The sequence below is a fragment of the Paenibacillus sp. FSL H8-0048 genome, assembly GCF_038002825.1.
Classification (GTDB): Bacteria; Bacillota; Bacilli; order Paenibacillales; family Paenibacillaceae; genus Paenibacillus_AQ.
The window spans coordinates 3,135,344-3,150,912 of sequence record NZ_JBBODF010000001.1; the positions used below are offsets into that span (position 1 = coordinate 3,135,344).

Sequence of the window (15,569 nt, forward strand, 5' to 3'; positions counted from 1 at the left end):
TCTCATTCGTTCAAAACGATTTTGGACTTCAGGCTCTCCTTCAGCGGGTCAGTCATCGGCTTCTGCGCAGCGAGATGTCCAAGCTCCTGCAGCAGCATCCGTGCCGCTCTGGCGTTCTTCTTCTTCATCTTCGCGATCAGCGCTTGGGTCAGCTTGTCATTATAGGTCCAGCCTGCCTGCTCCGGTTCCCAGCGCATCAGATCGTTCGCGAAGACCGAATTACTGGCCTCTTCATAAAAGACCTCGGAGATCCGTGTGAGCCGCTTCTTGCCATCCGGGACACTCTCCAGAATAAACACCAGCTCACAGGATTTCAGCGCTGAGATTAAATGCCCCTTCAGACTCCCGCCAATCCGTGTAGATACAGCGAACGCTCCCTGATATGGAATATCCTCCGAATCTACGGTGTGAAAGGTGCCCGTAATGCCGTCATAGCCCTTTTCGCCGCTCCACAGGTAGAATTCCCACTCGTTATATCGCATTTCTGTCATATAGAGAATATTCGGGTCATGCCTCAGCGACTCCACACCTACTTCCATCAATTCTTCATTAGACGCCTGAATAGGAATGATCCGGTGGCCCTTGATCTGATACGGTAAAATCGACTCCGGGTGCTTCTCGATCATCACGACGCCCATGCATGAAGAGGAGCCGAGCAGCTGCTCGCCGACAATCGTGTTGGCAAAAGTGGTTTTGCCCGAACCTACGGCCCCCGCGATAATCGTGTTGCGAAACGTCCCGGTAAGCGCACGAATCAGCTCAATCGCTTCCGCAGGAATACATTCCGTGCCGGCCTGATCATCCAGATCCAGAAATTCCACGACCTGCCGCCGCAGTGAGATGGTAGTGAAGCCTTCCCAGACCCGCGGCGAGACCCAGATGGCCAGACGGATGAACCGGCCGGGCCAGAGGGGATCATCCATTTTGAATTCCACGGAAGGATTATCCTTGTTCAGCTTCTTGCCCGGATCACTTTTGAGAAGAGAGCGCTTAAGCTGCTCCACCCGGTCGAGCGAAGGCATCTCATAGGGATATGCCACAAACCTCCCCTGATGGTTATAAAAAATTTGCCGCCCGATCATCTGCAGTCCGGTGGATTCGCTATAGGCCCGGTCTGTGAACCAGCGGTAGGCGGGGCCGAAGCCCTTCCATTCATGAAACAGCGCTTCAGTGGCTGTGCGGTAAGCCTCCGGCACTTTTCCGGTAAACGGGGTCCGGCGCAGATATTTCTCAATCTCGTTCATGAAAAAGCTGACCGCCTGCGGATCACCAATCAGCGCCTTCGCATTCAGTTCGAAATAACCGTCATCCTCACGCTCCAGCCCGGCGTTCATTTCACTTTTCATGGTGTGCAGGAAGCTGTAGAAGTCCTCTTTGCCGGGCTTGCTGGTTCGCAGTACGCTCTGCTTCAGTGAGAATAGCTGTCTGCTCTGCCCTCCGTCCGCGAGTCCAGGCACCGCCAGTAAGCTCTCGTCGCGCTGCTCTTTCCTCCTGCCCTGTTCAGGGTCAAGCGGAGTCCATCCGGACAGCACACGCTTCTGCTGCAACGGCAAGCTGTCATCCTTGTTGTTCATCATTGAAATATCCCCTTCTTACGGGTTTCCTGTGTGAGGCCCAGTGATACAAGCAATGCGTGGACCTTATCGTCCACTTGCTGAAGCTCTTTTTTGCCCAGCGGCAGGCTCTCTGGAAAAGAGGGATAATACGGCAGCTCCAGCAGAAGCTCGCTGCCAAAACGCAGAGCCAGGTTCTTCGGTGACGTTAGCTCCTCCACATTGCTGCGGTTGATAATCCACTGGAAGTCCTGCGGATGCAGATCCATATGTCCGGCAAGCTCCATCAGGGGCTGCAGCCTGTGTTCATGCCGCGGGTGTGTGACGATCATGCGCAGCACCGACTTCTGCATCCCCACATACCACGCAGCGCTCTCGGGAATCGACCCGTAATCAGCAATCACCACCTCAGCACTTTCACTTGCTCTCGCAAGCAGGTATTCGATCTCCTCCTCCTGATAATCCTGGGCGCTTAGATAATCGAAGTTCCCGGGCAGATAGGCATAACCCTCCTGCTTCACCAGCGTGCTGAAATCCTCATCATGCAGCATTTTGCCGGTAATCCGCGGCCGCAGCCTGTCCAGACTAACCGCCGTTTTCCGGTCATAGCCCGGATCGTACAGGTTGAGACCCAGCATAATCACCCGCAGCCCCGAAGCCGCTATCCTCCTGGCGAACAGCTTGGCAATACTCGTGCAGCCAATCCCCGGCCCCGAGCCGAAGAAGCCTACCACATTGCCGCTTTCCTTATGCTCATCTTCGAGCATATAGCGCAGCTTATCGATGATTGCCGCTGAGGTTGAGCGCGGAGGCATGAAAAATATGCCCAGACTCTCACACTGCATATGTATAGCCTGGTAACCCCGCACCCCTTTTTGCAGATAGATGTACAAAATCGAAGAGTCCGGGTACCTCCCTCTCAGCTCCCTTAGTCCCGTTACAGGCACCTGCTCACTCGTTACCATTAACAGATGCCCCATGGCATGCTCAGGCTCCGGCAGCACACTTTGGGCAATAACGGTGAAGCCTGCCAGCTTAATCTCGTTGATCGTTAGCTGATCTATGCCCAGACTGAATATTCTCAAGTCTCATTCCTCCTCCTTTCTGTCTGCTCTTCTACTCCACCCGGACAATCCATAGCTTCTTGCCCTGCTCGAGATATGCTCCTAACAGCTCACCGTCGCTCTTCTTCAGCTTCAGCTCCGGGGCTGCCACCTTCCCGGTCGAAGTAAAGCGGTTATTGTTGTTGCCATTCTCCGAGTCAAGTACATCGTTGTTGTCTTCCGTCCGCACGTAGTTTACTGTCACTCCGCTTAAGAATACTTTGCGCGCAGGGATTTCCGGCGGAGCCTCTGTTTCCAGCAGGGAAGAAGCGTCTGAAGCCGGCCCTCCTCCGGGAGTAGCTACAGATGCAGTAGCAGCCGGACTGTATCCTCTGCGTTCTTTTGCGGGTGAGTCTCCTTCGACCAGATAGATATCTACCTTATCCCTGCTGCGGAGCGAACCGTTGATGGCATAGATGGCGTCTTTGGGGATCGGAAAAATCCCCTCGTCCTGCTGTGGCTCCAACTCGCTTACATCCACCAGCGACTCAGTCAGAATGCTGCCATCCGTCAGATTAACATTCGTAATCTTCTGTTCCACCTGTTCCAGACTACGGACGGCCCCTGCAGGGATGTCTTTGGTCTGTACGGAATCCAGATAGAGATTCTCTGCTGTCAGCTCATGATTCTTCGGCAGGAAGCTCCCGCCGTCCACCTTGATTTTGACAACAGTCTGTGACAGTACATAAGGCTTGAAGTAGAGATCATAGCCGAGCAGTCCGCCGAAGCCGATGAGCAGGATGAGTCCGGCGAAGAAATAATTGCGTTTTAATAGACGTCCGCGCTTTGTTGACAAGCCCTTTACCCCCTTTGAATGTGATTTCTGCACATAGCAAAATACATCTTGGCGCTTATGTCCAAAATGCCGGTAAAATGCTTTTTTACCTTAGTGGTTGAGAAGTGTATTAGATTATCCTTGTGAGGTTGTGAAGCCTGAGGCTGCGGGAAGCTCCCGCTGAAGATGAATGCCGGTAAAAGTCAGGCCAGAACGATGTTCTATATCCCCTGCGTTAAGCAGGGTTGCTGACTTTTACCGGAGTGGTTGTAACGTTGACTGCAAGATAAGGCTGATTAATTAAATACTACTGTTTTGTTGTGATGCACGAGAATTCTGTCCTCAATATGCCATTTGACCGCGCGGGCCAGAACGACCCGCTCAATAGTACGTCCAATGCGCTTCAGTTCATTCACATCATCACTGTGGCTGACCCGCTGAACGTCCTGCTCGATAATCGGCCCGCCGTCCAGCTCCTCGGTCACGTAATGGGCAGTCGCCCCGATGATCTTGACTCCACGCTGATAGGCCTGGGCGTAAGGCTTACCGCCGACAAAGGCGGGCAGGAAGGAATGATGGATATTGATGATCCGGTGCCGGTAATGCTCGATGAATGAAGGGGAGATAATCTGCATGTACCGGGCCAATATGATCACATCGATATCCTCACCTATAACCTCCAGTTGACGCGCTTCAGCTTCAGCCTTCGTCTCTGCGGTAACCGGAATATGATGGAACGGAATACCGAAGGATTCCACATAAGCCTGCATATCGGTGTGGTTGCTGACCACAAGTGCGATATCTGCATCCAGGTCGCCCGCCTGCCACTGCCAGAGCAGTTCCACCAGACAATGGTCCTCCTTGGAGACGAAGATCGCCAGCCGCTTCTTATGGCTTACCTTGAAGATCTGCCAGTCCATCTTGAAGCGCTCGGCAACACCGCCGAAGATGCTACGTACTTCCTCAAGCCGCTCATCCAGCTTAGGCAGGTCAAACTCTACTCTCATGAAGAACATTCCGCCGTCCGGGTCCATCGTATATTGGTCCGACTGCACGATGTTCGCGCCATGCTGATACAAGAAATGCGATACCGCCGCTACAATCCCCGGTCCGTCAGGACAAGATATAAGCATACGCGCCCGGTCGGGATAAGTTCTGCCTGTTGAATGCTCTCTCTTCACATGTAATTCCATAGTTCTCCGTTCATCCTCTCATCTGCTTGCGTTATCTATGCGGGTCTATGCCTTCACGAGCAGCTGTTTGCCTGCAAGCCAGGCGATCAGCCGGTGATTAACGGCTTCCTCACTAAGCTGAGGGAATAATCCGGCAGCTATGACTTGATCATAGAGACGTTCCAGCGGTTCACGGGGATCTGCTTTTTTGGCCTTGGCGTCATTCTTCAGCAGCTCCCACACCTCCAGCACATAACGGCGGGAATCCAGCTCCTGCTTGGCAAAAAAAGCATGCAGCTCTTCCAGCTCCTGCAGGAATTCTGCACCGAAGCGTTCAGCGACATTGCCGCGCAGCAGGGCGATTTCTACTTCATACATGGGACGGAGCTTCTTGGCATCCTTGCCGATCCAGGGTGTCTCCAGAATAAACGGCAGACCTGCGAGTGCTTCATGCCGGACTACATTGTTAATCGTCTCGAACCCTAAGTAGCCGGAGCCAATCGGTGTATGACGGTCCTTGCCCGCTCCGCGCGGGTTCTTGCTGTCATTAAGATGGATTACGCCCAACCTCTCCAGGCCGATGGTATCATCGAACTTCTTCAGCACCCCATCCAGATCATTCACGATATCGTATCCGGCATCATGAATATGACAGGTATCCAGACAGATCGATAGCCGCTGATTAAATTCGACCTTATCTATAATGGAGGCAAGCTCCTCGAAGGTGCGGCCGATCTCCGTTCCTTTACCAGCCATCGTCTCCAGTGCGATATGCACATCGGTCTCATTCGTACCGCCCAGCACCTCATTCAGGCCGTCTGCAATACGCTGAATGCCGTAATCAGCATCCTTATCGGTGAATGCACCCGGATGCAGAACAATATGCTTAACCTCAAGCGCATGGGTCCGGCGGATCTCCTCCTGCAGGAAATCTACTGCCAGCTGGTAGGTATTCTCCTTGTAGGAGCCCAGGTTAATAATGTAAGGAGCGTGAACCACAATCTCTCCGACACCATTCTCCCGCATCTTCTGCTTGCCTTCCTCGGGGAACATCGCCTCAATCGGCTTCCGGCGCGTATTTTGCGGCGCTCCCGTATATATCATAAACGAGGTAGATCCGTACTCATTTGCTTCATTGGCCGCGCTCAGGAGACCCTTGTCCGCGCAGGACACATGTGAACCTATTTTCAGCATGCTTAATTTCCCTCTTTCCTTCACGAATTAACCCTTATTCTACCGTGATCGGAAGAATAAATCTAGGCAAGCCCGGGAAGGCCGCTTCCGCTTCGCAAACTTAAGGAAATACGCTATACTCAAGAGGAGCAAAAGGAAAGTGACAATCATCATTGTCAAAGGCGGTGTATTCATGCATTTCCATTTACCTTCAAGCTTATTGTCCACGTCTCCAAGCAACTGGTTTATGAACTCTATCGCATTTTGGACCTTTTTACTGCTGGGCAGCATGTGCATCGGCGGCTATTTTATGTTCCGCAAATTTCTGAAGGTGCTGCCCAAGGCTGACGGCAAATCCAAGCTGGACTGGCAGAACTACTGGGTGGAACGCAGCCGTCCGCTGTGGAGCGACGAGATGAAGTCTTTTCTGGACCAGCTTGTACAGCCGGTGCCCAGCCCGTTCCGCGACATTGCCAAGCACTCTATCGCTGCTGAGATCGGCAAGCTTGCTGTAGAGAGCCAAGCAACGGAGGTTACCCGTGAGCACTGTATCCAAGGGTACATTATTGCCACTCCCCGTCGTGACAACAGGTTCCTGATCACCTTCCTGGAGAAGAACGGCATCGACTACGCGCCTTACAAGCATCTGGTTAAATAAAGTATATTAAGGAGCAATCCCTATGAAATATATCATTTGCGGAGGCAGCGGATTCATCGGCAGCGAGCTTACCGGATATTGGATGCACAGCGGACATCAGATCATCAGTGTCGGCCGCAAGACCCCCGAGAACAAGCTGGAGCATCCCGGACTTAGCTATCTAACATGGGACAGCCTGGCAGCCAATCCTGAAGCGGCAGAAGGCGCAGATGCAATGATTAATCTTGCCGGAGCTTCGCTCAGTCAACGCTGGACCCCTAAGGGGAAGCAGGCGATTATGGAATCGCGTCTTGAAACCGTTGCCGCTGCCGGAAAGCTGCTGAATTCACTCCAGCATAAGCCAAGCGTGATCATCCAGTCCTCAGCAATCGCCATTTATGGTACATCCGTACAGGATACCTATACCGAAGCTTCTGAGACCCGGGTTGTCGACTTCCCTTCCGAGGTGGTCAAGACCTGGGAGGAGGCTGCAGATGAAGCCTATGCCGGTATCCGGCTGGTCAAGCTGCGCACCGGGGTTGTGCTAGGCAATGAGAGCGGTGCTTTTCCCAAAATGAAGCTGCCCTATTCACTTGGCTTCGGCGGCAAAATCGGCACCGGCAAGCAGTGGATGTCCTGGATTCACCTGACAGACATTGTGCGCCTGATCGAATTCTGCATTCTTCAGCCTGAAATCGAAGGTCCCGTTAATGCCACGGCTCCACAGCCGGTCACTAATGAACAGTTCGGACGGATGATCGGCAAGGTCTACCATCGCCCGCATTGGTTCCCCCTTCCGGCGTTTCTGCTAAAAACCGCTGTAGGCGAGCTGTCAGAGATTCTGCTGGAAGGCCAGCGTGTGCTTCCTTCCAAAGCAATTAATCACGGCTTCACCTTCAACTATCCCACGTTACAGCCTGCTCTGGAGCAACTGAAAAGCCAGTAGGCTGCTGCAAACCCACCAGTCGATCTGCTCCATCTATCTCTGCTACGCTGTGTGAAAGGTGTAGGTACCCTTAACAATGGTGAACACACTGCCTTCGGTCAGCGGATATTCTTTGTAGGGAACCATCGCCTCGCCTGCAAGCAGCGTCCCATTCCTGGAATCCAGATCCTTCAGAATGTAACCTCCTGAGGCCCTGGAGATTTCAGCATGAACCCGTGAAGCCCCCTCCGATTTCTCAATGTACTGAGCCACTTCAGAGGAGCGTCCAATAATGAAGCTGGGCCGGTTCAGCTCAATTCGCTCGGGAGCTTCCCCGTCATCCGGGTCGCTTCTTTCCAGATAAGGCACTGTCCTTCCGGCCTGGGGAAGTCTGCTCCCTGTAGCCTGAACGGGTTCCCGGGTCAGCAACGCTGTAGCCATCGCCGCTTCCTTCTTCTGCGGACTGCTGGCGGTCATCCCCGCCGGAGTCTGTTGTCTGCCGGCTGGTGCGGCTGTGAATCCGCTCTTCTCCACAGTTGCTTCATGTTGCTGAGGAGTGTAGACCGATGCAGGAGAGCGATGCTGATCTACCGTATTCCTGCTGAAATCCCACTCCAATTCGCTTCTCAGCTTACGGTTCCGGGCTGTACTGTTATATTCCTCCGGCACCTCCTCCAGAGCATCCATCTCTTCCTCTGCTTCGCCCCAAGCCAGCCTTCCACTCCATACCAGCCAGCATACAGCCGCAAGTATCAGAGTCACCCCAGCACATACTGCCAGCCACAGTGTCCGGGGATCATTCAGATAGAGAAACTTCCATAGTAATGCATCTCCTAGCACGGCCCCCAGCAATATATATGTCCTGTAAGGACTCTGCTTGTCCTCAACCTGAGCAGGTCTCATTGCTGTACCCGTTGCTGCCTGAACTCCTGATACCCCCTCCTTCCGCTTCAGTTGCGGCGTACCGCTCATCCAAGGCGTTGGATTAAGTATCGAACCGGAAGGCTGCGCCCAGTCTATACTCGTTCCCGACACGACGGCAGAGGTGCCTGCGCCAGCCATTGGACTTAGATGTGCAGGCTCAACACTTTCAATATGGACCTTGTGGGAAGTTACCTCTGTCAGCATTTCTGCAAGCAGCTCCTTCAGCCCCGCCGGACTAAAAGCTTCTTCCCCGCAATATTGCAGCAGCCGCTGAATCCCGTCACCCGATAATTCCTGAATGGCTCCCATGAAGACCATAATGAGCGATTTCAAGGCTTCTCCCGGCTTCTGCGCAGGCTCAGTGAGTTCCAACGGAATATAAGTCAGGAAGACCTTGCCGCTGCTTAGCGGACCTTCGATAAAGATAAAATCTTCTTGAAGCGCATACTGCTCTGTACGCAGCATATACAGCTGTCCCTCTTCCATCCCGCCAGCGATCTGCAGCATCAGCCCGAAGAATTCCATCATGCTCAGCTTGCCGCTTTTAAGCAGAGCTCCAAGCATTTTACGTCTTGCAACCGTGTATTCCAGTGAGACCTTCAGATCTATTTCTCTAAGCAGCAACCGTAAATGATGCGGTATCACGCTGGCCATCAGCATCCGGGCCTGCACCATATTCAGTTCTCCTGCGCTCAGCCCCCCGGATCTGTCCAGCAGCATCGTTATTCCGTCCTGCTGGATGAAATCCCGTTCAAGTCCAAACAAATCTCTTCACCTCCTAAGCTGTCAACGATAAGCTCCAAGTTAGAAATATATATAGGCACAGATGAAGCCCGGAAACACGGCCAGCATAAAAGGAAACCGGAGCAGTTCTCCCTCCCGGCCCTTGACCAGACTCATATTACGAAGCAGCAGGAACCCGGCTGTTCTGCTAATCATGCTCCGCAGCCTGCGTCCTGTCTCCCTTCTGTACAGAATGATAATCCAGCCCACGACTGCCCCCAAGAGCACCGAATAGACAATAACCTGAAGCGAGAAAAGCACTCCCGTCCAAGCACCGATAGCCGCAAATATCTTCACATCACCAGCCCCCACCGCCCCGGTAAAATACATAATCAGCAGGAGCAGGAAGCCTGCTCCGCTGCCGCAAAGTGAAAACAGCAGCCCATGCCAGCCATTGATCATCAACTGCAGGAGCAGTCCGCCGATCAGCGCAGGCAGTGTAATCCAGTTAGGAATTCTCATCCAGCGTATATCTGTGAATAATGCTGCTGTCAGGAACGGCAGGCAGCCCCATAACGCCCATCCCGTCATCCGTGCTCCTCTTTTCTCTACTCTTTTATTTTTTGACTACTGTAAAAGTCGCCTGAAGCGTAGCTCCATCAGCCAGACTAACCACAAAGGGCCAGGTACCCGGCGTAGTATTCACGCCGATCTTCCATTCCCATTCGATGTACCCGTGCTCATCCGCCTGCTTCCAGCCCAGATACTTGGCAGTACTCTGGCCGCTCTTATAAAAGATCGACAGATTAGCCGATGCTCCGGGAGGCACCTTCACCTTGATGATGCCCTGATGATTCGCTACTCCAGGATTAGGCTTCTCCAGAATCATAATGTTCCCGGTCTCCTCAGCAGGCTCAGCCGGATTTCCTTCCCCGGAAGAATCGGTGTTGCCGACCCATAAGCGTTCAACTGCACTGGCCTCCAGCACGATTTTTTCATTCAGGAAGGGGACTCGCATGGGCAGCTCATAGCTGACTACCATGCCGAAATACGGATGCGTCCCTTGCCTCAGATCGGGTACAGTGACATTGGATACATGAATTCTGCTATATTCAAGCAGGTCTGAGGACAGATACGGCCGCAGCATCGGCTTAAGCACCAGATCCAGTGCGGCCTCAGATGCTCCCGCCTGCACCTTCTGCAGCGGCCCTTCTCCCTCCCGGACTACAGCCTTGACCCAGGATTCCATCGGCTGCGGAAGCTTCTCCACGTAGTCCTCACTCCACTGCGTTATCGACAGCCGTGGAATGCTCCAGATGCTGGAGGACTCCGCATCATCTGAGCGCTCACCCTTACCTGCTTCTTTGGCTTCATCTCCGCCGCCGTCTTCCCCCTCCTGCTGCTGCATTGCCAGAGCTGCGGGATACATATGGGTTGAGATTATTTTGACAGTGTCAGAAGCCGTACTCTGCAGCGCTGTCGAATACAAGGTCATTTGAATGATGAAGATGAGGAACAGAACAAATAACAGGAACACAGGCAGAATCAGTGCCGCCTCCACAACCATGCTGCCTTCATCCTTAGGGTCCGGCGATTTCCTCAGCCAGCGCTTCATTCCACCGTCCCCCTTAATAAGAAAAGTCAGCTGCTGCTTGTCTGAAATACACTTTGCCCCGCACATCTCCTGGCAGCCCGGTACTGTAATTCACCAGCTTCACTACACCCGGCAGAAACCAAAGCTTCATGCCCATCGTGATCCGGGCAGAGGCATATGTATACTTCTCTACCGGATTGATACCGATATTCAGGCGGATCAGCGCAAGCATCCGGGACAGCTGTTCTTCTCCTCCCCCATGCAACAGGAGGAACAGCCGCAGGTAGTCACGATAGCTGAGCTGTGCGGTCATGTATTTCGATAAGGGGATCTCTCCTTTGGTGCAGAGCTGAATCATATCCTGGATAGCCTGCTCAATGCCGTACAGCAGCGCGGCAGCCAGGACGATAAGCGGATTCCCCATACCGGCTTTCTCAATCAGGCCTTCCATCGTCCGCACAGCCAGCCGCAGAGCAAAGATCTCTCCATAAGCGGCTGCCACATTGCCTGCAGGATTATAGAATCCGTACAAAATATATTCCAGCTCTTGCGCCTGCGGCTTCAACTGCTCTCCCAGCTGCTCACCGAATCCTTCATCAGACCCGGAGGCCAGTGAGGTTAGCGCAGACAGATCGAAATGCCGGAAATACATCGCAGAGTACTCCGTCTGGTACAGCCGGTCTCTGGCCCCTGACAGCACACTGCCCATAGCAGCATATATCCCATCCATATCTTTCATGGACGACTTGCCCGCAGCGTATTGATCACCATTATTCACAGCAGCTCCCTGCTCCTGCTCCAGACCTTCGTTAAAGGCGATATTCTGCTGGTAGTATCGACGCAGACTACCATACTGTTCCTTCGCCTCATGTGCGCTGCTTCCCAGCGCGCGGATCTGATCCAGCAGCTTCATCGCATCGCCAAGCTTCTTCTTCGCCTGCCCTTCTATCTGCTTGCGCTGGCTGTCAGCAGTACGGCGTCTCTCAATCTGCTCCGCTTCCTGCGTTATAACAGTACCGTGTTGCCCATAACTGCTTATATAGCCGTGAACAGCTCTGGAAGCATTAAGAACCCCTGCACTCATAAGAGAATAGTCGGCATACAGCCCGGATGCTGTACTTAATTTTGCCGGCAAGCCAGCGACCAGCGGCTCCAAGGGAAGCGCGGTACTTCGCTGTACCCCGATGTTATTGCCCATCCCGCTAAGCTCAGCCGGAGGAAGGATAAGACCTTCCACCTGTGCTTTCAGCTTCTTAAGAGGCTCTGAGCTAAGCTCTCCGGCCGTGTCCGGAATGTCCCAGTTACGGGCAGGATCATCCCCTTCAGCACTCACATTCGCCTCTGCCTGATCAATGACACTCTTCATCTGAAGGTTCAGTGCGTTCACTTGCTTAAGGGCAGTCTCTGCTTCATCCAGCAGACGGCTGTTTTTCTCCTGGAAGTCAGCCAGCACTGCCGGTATCTTGCCTGTTACTTCAACAACCTGAACCTGATACTGCGATAGCACTGCCGTGTACTTCGGCCTTGTCTTGGGGGGACGGTAATAATCGTCATAATATTTGTTGACATAATCCCCGTACATCGCCGGGATATCGGAGCTTGCGGCCAAGGATGCAAGCGAACGCTCCCGAATAAGGTCACCCGGAGGATTCATCAGCAGCTTCTGCAGGCTCTGTGCACTGTCAGCAGCTTCCTTGCGCTTCTTCAGCATAAGATCCAGCGCTTCCTCACGCTGATCATATAAGGGCTGCAAATCACCCAGTATCTCTGTTGTCCGTGAAGCCTCAGTCATCGCCGCCGATAACGGCTTAAGCTTGCCTGCCAGCTCCAGGGCGAAATCAACCGGAGCTTTGTATTTCATCTCTTCTATAATCTGCCGCCGGAAGACCTCATAGGTGCCCAGCGGGCGGCTACAGTCCAGTGAAGAGGAATCGACCATCACGGGAAGCAGGTTAAAGGCATCCCCCCGTCCGCTCTCGTACAGATTGTCATTAAGCACCTTCGACAGCAGCTGATTGCCGTCCCCGCCGCCGAAAGCGAATAAGCCGTAATTCTCACGCAGCTCAATATCATAAGCGGACATTACAGAGCGTATAGCGGCTCTCGCCAGGCGTTCCTCCTGTACATTTACCGCCGCAATGCGTGCGTAATCGATCAGCACAGCATTAAAAAGAAATACAAACGCCAGCACCATTATAAGAAAGACCGATACCGAACCTTCCGCCGATCGGAGACCTCTGAATCTATCTCCGGCTAACTCTTTGCCCGGAGTATTGTTCATAGGATTACCTCCATAATCCAAGCAGCGGCTCCGGCGAGATGGCTTACTTAAGAACCTCCCGTGACTGAAAATACGCATCCGAACTTCCCCTTAACCTTATTCTTGAACACCCCGTCCCACGCTGCTACATCACCAGCCATCCTTAATGCAGCTTATCAAGCATCAGGGCTGCATGCTTCTTTTCCATACCAGTGCTCTCCTTGCCGCCGGAGGAATGCTGCTTGAACTTCGACCCGTAGTAGCGCATGAGATCCACCGTTCTTATGAATTCAACAGGCTCCGTAACGTAGGAGCTGGCATACACCTCAGGCGCGGCTCTATCAGCCAGCAGATTATCCAGAACAGGCAGATGTAGCACCTTCTTCAGCTCCGTACTGATTCTGCGGCCAGTCAATCCGTAGACATAGCTCATTTCCCCCTGTAATCCGGCAGGCACCATCTGTGATGCCCGGCGCAGCTTTACTACCGGCAGGGGACCTCCTTCTTCAGCACTATCAGACAGCGTAATGGCGGTACTGCCATTCTCTGCTCCTGAACCGAATAGCGAAGCCAACAGTCCATCCTCACCGATTCTCCAGTACAGCGGATCAACATTTCCGGTCTGAAATTCTCCGCTTACCGCCCGGTTACTATTCTCCCAGTTATAAGCAGCCCGCTCTGCAGTAGCTGAGGCAATCTGCAGCAGCATCGACTTCTGATAGCTGTACAGGGAGAAGAACAGCAGCACCATCGTAATCCCCATAAGCATCGGCAGCAGAAGTGAAGCCTCGATCGTGAAGCTCCCCTCATCCTCTCCCAGCGGAATCACTCAAAGACTTCCTGACTCTTATCTCCGGCCGTGCCGATCAGATCCTTCACCACCTTCACAATCTCCTCACGGAATACCAGAACGACTGCAATCAGTACAGCGATGATCAGAATCATCTCCAGTGTCCCCAGCCCCTCCTCATCTTTCCAAAAGCTTTTTGCTCCTTCTGCCATCTGTGTTAACATTCGCCTCTACCTCCTACATTTTTAGCATCATAATCGCTGGTGTTCCCACCAGCACAATCACAATCAAGAAGATAACCACCATCGGAAAAACCAGCTTCGACGATGCCTGTTCCCCGCGTGTACGGCTGATCGCCTTCCGCTTCTCCCAGAGCATCCGTGACAGATCCCGCAGTGACAGAACAAAGTCGGCCCCGCCTCTGCGGTAATTAAGCAGCACTGTAGTTGTGAAGATGGAGACCTCCTGCACGGCACAGCGCTTGCTGAAGTTCTCGAACGCCTGCTGGAAGGAGTAACCGCCGTCCCATTCAGCCGTCATCTTCATTAATTCAGCGTAGAGCGGATGGGCACTGTCCCCTTGGCGGCTGTTCACACAGCGGACAATTGCCCGTTGAACCGTCTCACCCGCGCCTACCAGCAGAACAATACTGTTCAGCAGCTCAGGGAGCTCCAGCATAATATTCTGCTCCCGTACACGTACCTTTTTGTGCAGATCGCTAACCATCGCCACCGGGAGTGCAACTGCCAAGAGCCCACCGAGAATTATTCCCGCCTGCTCTCCCGTAAAGCTTGTCAGCGCACTTCCGCCTGCGGCAAGCAGCCAGCTGTAGCTAAGCATCTCCCCCATGAACAGCAAGGTCCGTTCTGCGCTATAGCGCATACCATAGATCCGCTGTAGCGAGCGTTGTATTCTGAACATCACAGACGGCAGATAACTGGCGATTCTGCCCCTTTCAACCAGTAACAATAGAGGCTCTCCCAGCCGCCGCAGCCGCAGGCCCTCCATGGGCAGCTCCCGCAGAGCAGCATAACGGCTGCCGCAGCTCATCCTCAGAATGAGCCAGCCTGCTGCAAGCAGAAGCAGAATGGTACCGCAGATCAATGACATCCCTTCACTCCCCCTCCTTCACAGAGGAATATTCATGATCTTATTAGTCCAGAGGTAACAGAGGAACAGTGCAATCAGCGCCAGTGTAGACACCGCTATTCCTGCACCAGTATACATTGGCTGCATATAGTCTCCGGCGCTCAAACTCATGAACATCACCATCATCAGCGGAGAGACCAGCAGCGCCTTCGCCTCGAATTTCTTCTGGGCTATACTAACCGCTATGTCTTGCTGGATATCCAGCTTCTCGCCGATGATCGAAGATGTACGGCGTACGATTTCAACCAGATCACCGCCCGTACGCTTGCAGACCATGAACACATCTGCGAAGCGCTCCACATCCTCCATTCCTGCTCTTTTGCTGAATTCATACAGCGCATCTTCAATCGGCTCCCCGTTCTCCATCCGGGCACAGATAATATTCAGCTCGGAGATCATGTCACTTGCGCCCTCCGGGTCAAGCATCCGCAGATCCTGCACGGCCTCACGGAAGGCATTCTCCACCGAACGTCCGGCAGAGAGCGAGGATGAGAGCGAGAACAGCATCTGCTTGAATTGCAGATTCAGCGCAGCCCTGCGGCGCTGCAGCAGATATTTACGCAGCAGCCGCGGCCCATATGCGCTTCCGGGGACAAGCAGTGCCGCCAGAATCAGCCGGTGATAGAACAGGTAACCAATACCGAACAATACCGCTCCGGTACCCAGAATAACCAGCATTCTTTGCAGGGAGGTAAGCTCGTATACGGTATAATCCGGCAGCAGCACCTGCTCGCCCCCTTGAGATGTGCTAACCGGCAGCACGGGCGCTTTCCTCTTAATGAACCCTTTGT

At 53.3% G+C, this 15,569-nt stretch carries 15 protein-coding genes; 2 read left to right on the forward strand and 13 right to left on the reverse strand.

Annotated elements, in window-relative coordinates:
* Nucleotides 1–2 precede the first annotated feature (2 nt).
* The 5 genes from NSU18_RS13225 to NSU18_RS13245 form a co-directional block, all read right to left on the reverse strand.
* A complete protein-coding gene (locus NSU18_RS13225) occupies nucleotides 3–1,577 on the reverse strand; it encodes an ATPase, T2SS/T4P/T4SS family (RefSeq protein ID WP_341149227.1) in 1,575 nt (524 codons plus the stop codon).
* Complete coding sequence (locus NSU18_RS13230) at nucleotides 1,574–2,638, reverse strand: hypothetical protein (RefSeq protein WP_341019234.1); 1,065 nt, start codon at nucleotides 2,636–2,638, stop codon at nucleotides 1,574–1,576. Before NSU18_RS13230 ends, NSU18_RS13225 begins: the two co-directional genes overlap by 4 nt.
* A 31-nt stretch (nucleotides 2,639–2,669) precedes the next feature.
* Nucleotides 2,670–3,452, reverse strand: a complete 783-nt coding sequence (locus tag NSU18_RS13235; RefSeq protein ID WP_341149228.1) for an SAF domain-containing protein — start codon at nucleotides 3,450–3,452, stop codon at nucleotides 2,670–2,672.
* Between the two features lie 275 nt (nucleotides 3,453–3,727).
* Nucleotides 3,728–4,624 carry a formyltetrahydrofolate deformylase gene (gene purU, locus NSU18_RS13240; protein WP_341149229.1) on the reverse strand — a complete coding sequence of 299 codons (897 nt, stop codon included), beginning with the start codon at nucleotides 4,622–4,624 and terminating at the stop codon, nucleotides 3,728–3,730.
* 45 nt (nucleotides 4,625–4,669) lie between these two features.
* The gene (locus NSU18_RS13245; protein WP_341019231.1) at nucleotides 4,670–5,797 is read right to left on the reverse strand and encodes a deoxyribonuclease IV; all 1,128 of its coding nucleotides are present in this window, start codon (nucleotides 5,795–5,797) and stop codon (nucleotides 4,670–4,672) included.
* Between the two features lie 172 nt (nucleotides 5,798–5,969).
* On the opposite strand from NSU18_RS13245, the gene NSU18_RS13250 reads away from it, so the two are divergent.
* Nucleotides 5,970–6,434, forward strand: coding sequence for a DUF2621 family protein (locus tag NSU18_RS13250; RefSeq protein WP_341023114.1), 465 nt, complete (start codon nucleotides 5,970–5,972; stop codon nucleotides 6,432–6,434).
* Nucleotides 6,435–6,456: 22 nt separating this feature from the next.
* A complete protein-coding gene (locus NSU18_RS13255) occupies nucleotides 6,457–7,359 on the forward strand; it encodes a TIGR01777 family oxidoreductase (protein WP_341149230.1) in 903 nt (300 codons plus the stop codon).
* A gap of 42 nt (nucleotides 7,360–7,401) precedes the next feature.
* On the opposite strand, the gene NSU18_RS13260 is transcribed toward NSU18_RS13255, so the two are convergent.
* The 8 genes from NSU18_RS13260 to NSU18_RS13295 form a co-directional block, all read right to left on the reverse strand.
* Nucleotides 7,402–9,027 carry a DUF6382 domain-containing protein gene (locus NSU18_RS13260; protein ID WP_341149231.1) on the reverse strand — a complete coding sequence of 542 codons (1,626 nt, stop codon included), beginning with the start codon at nucleotides 9,025–9,027 and terminating at the stop codon, nucleotides 7,402–7,404.
* Nucleotides 9,028–9,066: 39 nt separating this feature from the next.
* The gene (locus NSU18_RS13265; protein ID WP_341149232.1) at nucleotides 9,067–9,576 is read right to left on the reverse strand and encodes an A24 family peptidase; all 510 of its coding nucleotides are present in this window, start codon (nucleotides 9,574–9,576) and stop codon (nucleotides 9,067–9,069) included.
* Nucleotides 9,577–9,601: 25 nt separating this feature from the next.
* Nucleotides 9,602–10,600: a TadE/TadG family type IV pilus assembly protein gene (locus NSU18_RS13270; protein ID WP_341149233.1), complete on the reverse strand. Its 999-nt coding sequence runs from the start codon at nucleotides 10,598–10,600 to the stop codon at nucleotides 9,602–9,604.
* A gap of 13 nt (nucleotides 10,601–10,613) precedes the next feature.
* Nucleotides 10,614–12,860, reverse strand: a complete 2,247-nt coding sequence (locus tag NSU18_RS13275) for a hypothetical protein (protein ID WP_341149234.1) — start codon at nucleotides 12,858–12,860, stop codon at nucleotides 10,614–10,616.
* A 142-nt stretch (nucleotides 12,861–13,002) separates the two neighbouring features.
* Nucleotides 13,003–13,668, reverse strand: coding sequence for a TadE family protein (locus tag NSU18_RS13280; RefSeq protein WP_341019221.1), 666 nt, complete (start codon nucleotides 13,666–13,668; stop codon nucleotides 13,003–13,005).
* Nucleotides 13,665–13,853 carry a Flp1 family type IVb pilin gene (locus NSU18_RS13285; RefSeq protein WP_036696953.1) on the reverse strand — a complete coding sequence of 63 codons (189 nt, stop codon included), beginning with the start codon at nucleotides 13,851–13,853 and terminating at the stop codon, nucleotides 13,665–13,667. The genes NSU18_RS13280 and NSU18_RS13285 overlap by 4 nt, the downstream gene beginning before the upstream one ends.
* 13 nt (nucleotides 13,854–13,866) lie before the next feature.
* Nucleotides 13,867–14,739, reverse strand: coding sequence for a type II secretion system F family protein (locus NSU18_RS13290; protein WP_341019220.1), 873 nt, complete (start codon nucleotides 14,737–14,739; stop codon nucleotides 13,867–13,869).
* 18 nt (nucleotides 14,740–14,757) lie between these two features.
* Entirely contained in the window at nucleotides 14,758–15,558 is an 801-nt protein-coding gene (locus NSU18_RS13295) for a type II secretion system F family protein (RefSeq protein ID WP_445321858.1), read from the reverse strand.
* Nucleotides 15,559–15,569 lie beyond the last annotated feature (11 nt).

Coding starts and splice junctions, on each gene's coding strand:
- NSU18_RS13265 (WP_341149232.1), bottom strand. CDS start 9,576: ATGACGGGATGGGCGTTATGGGGCTGCCTGCCGTTCCTGACAGCAGCA.
- NSU18_RS13225 (WP_341149227.1), bottom strand. CDS start 1,577: ATGATGAACAACAAGGATGACAGCTTGCCGTTGCAGCAGAAGCGTGTG.
- NSU18_RS13290 (WP_341019220.1), bottom strand. CDS start 14,739: ATGTCATTGATCTGCGGTACCATTCTGCTTCTGCTTGCAGCAGGCTGG.
- purU (WP_341149229.1), bottom strand. CDS start 4,624: ATGGAATTACATGTGAAGAGAGAGCATTCAACAGGCAGAACTTATCCC.
- NSU18_RS13245 (WP_341019231.1), bottom strand. CDS start 5,797: ATGCTGAAAATAGGTTCACATGTGTCCTGCGCGGACAAGGGTCTCCTG.
- NSU18_RS13275 (WP_341149234.1), bottom strand. CDS start 12,860: ATGAACAATACTCCGGGCAAAGAGTTAGCCGGAGATAGATTCAGAGGT.
- NSU18_RS13285 (WP_036696953.1), bottom strand. CDS start 13,853: ATGTTAACACAGATGGCAGAAGGAGCAAAAAGCTTTTGGAAAGATGAG.
- NSU18_RS13255 (WP_341149230.1), top strand. CDS start 6,457: ATGAAATATATCATTTGCGGAGGCAGCGGATTCATCGGCAGCGAGCTT.
- NSU18_RS13250 (WP_341023114.1), top strand. CDS start 5,970: ATGCATTTCCATTTACCTTCAAGCTTATTGTCCACGTCTCCAAGCAAC.
- NSU18_RS13270 (WP_341149233.1), bottom strand. CDS start 10,600: ATGAAGCGCTGGCTGAGGAAATCGCCGGACCCTAAGGATGAAGGCAGC.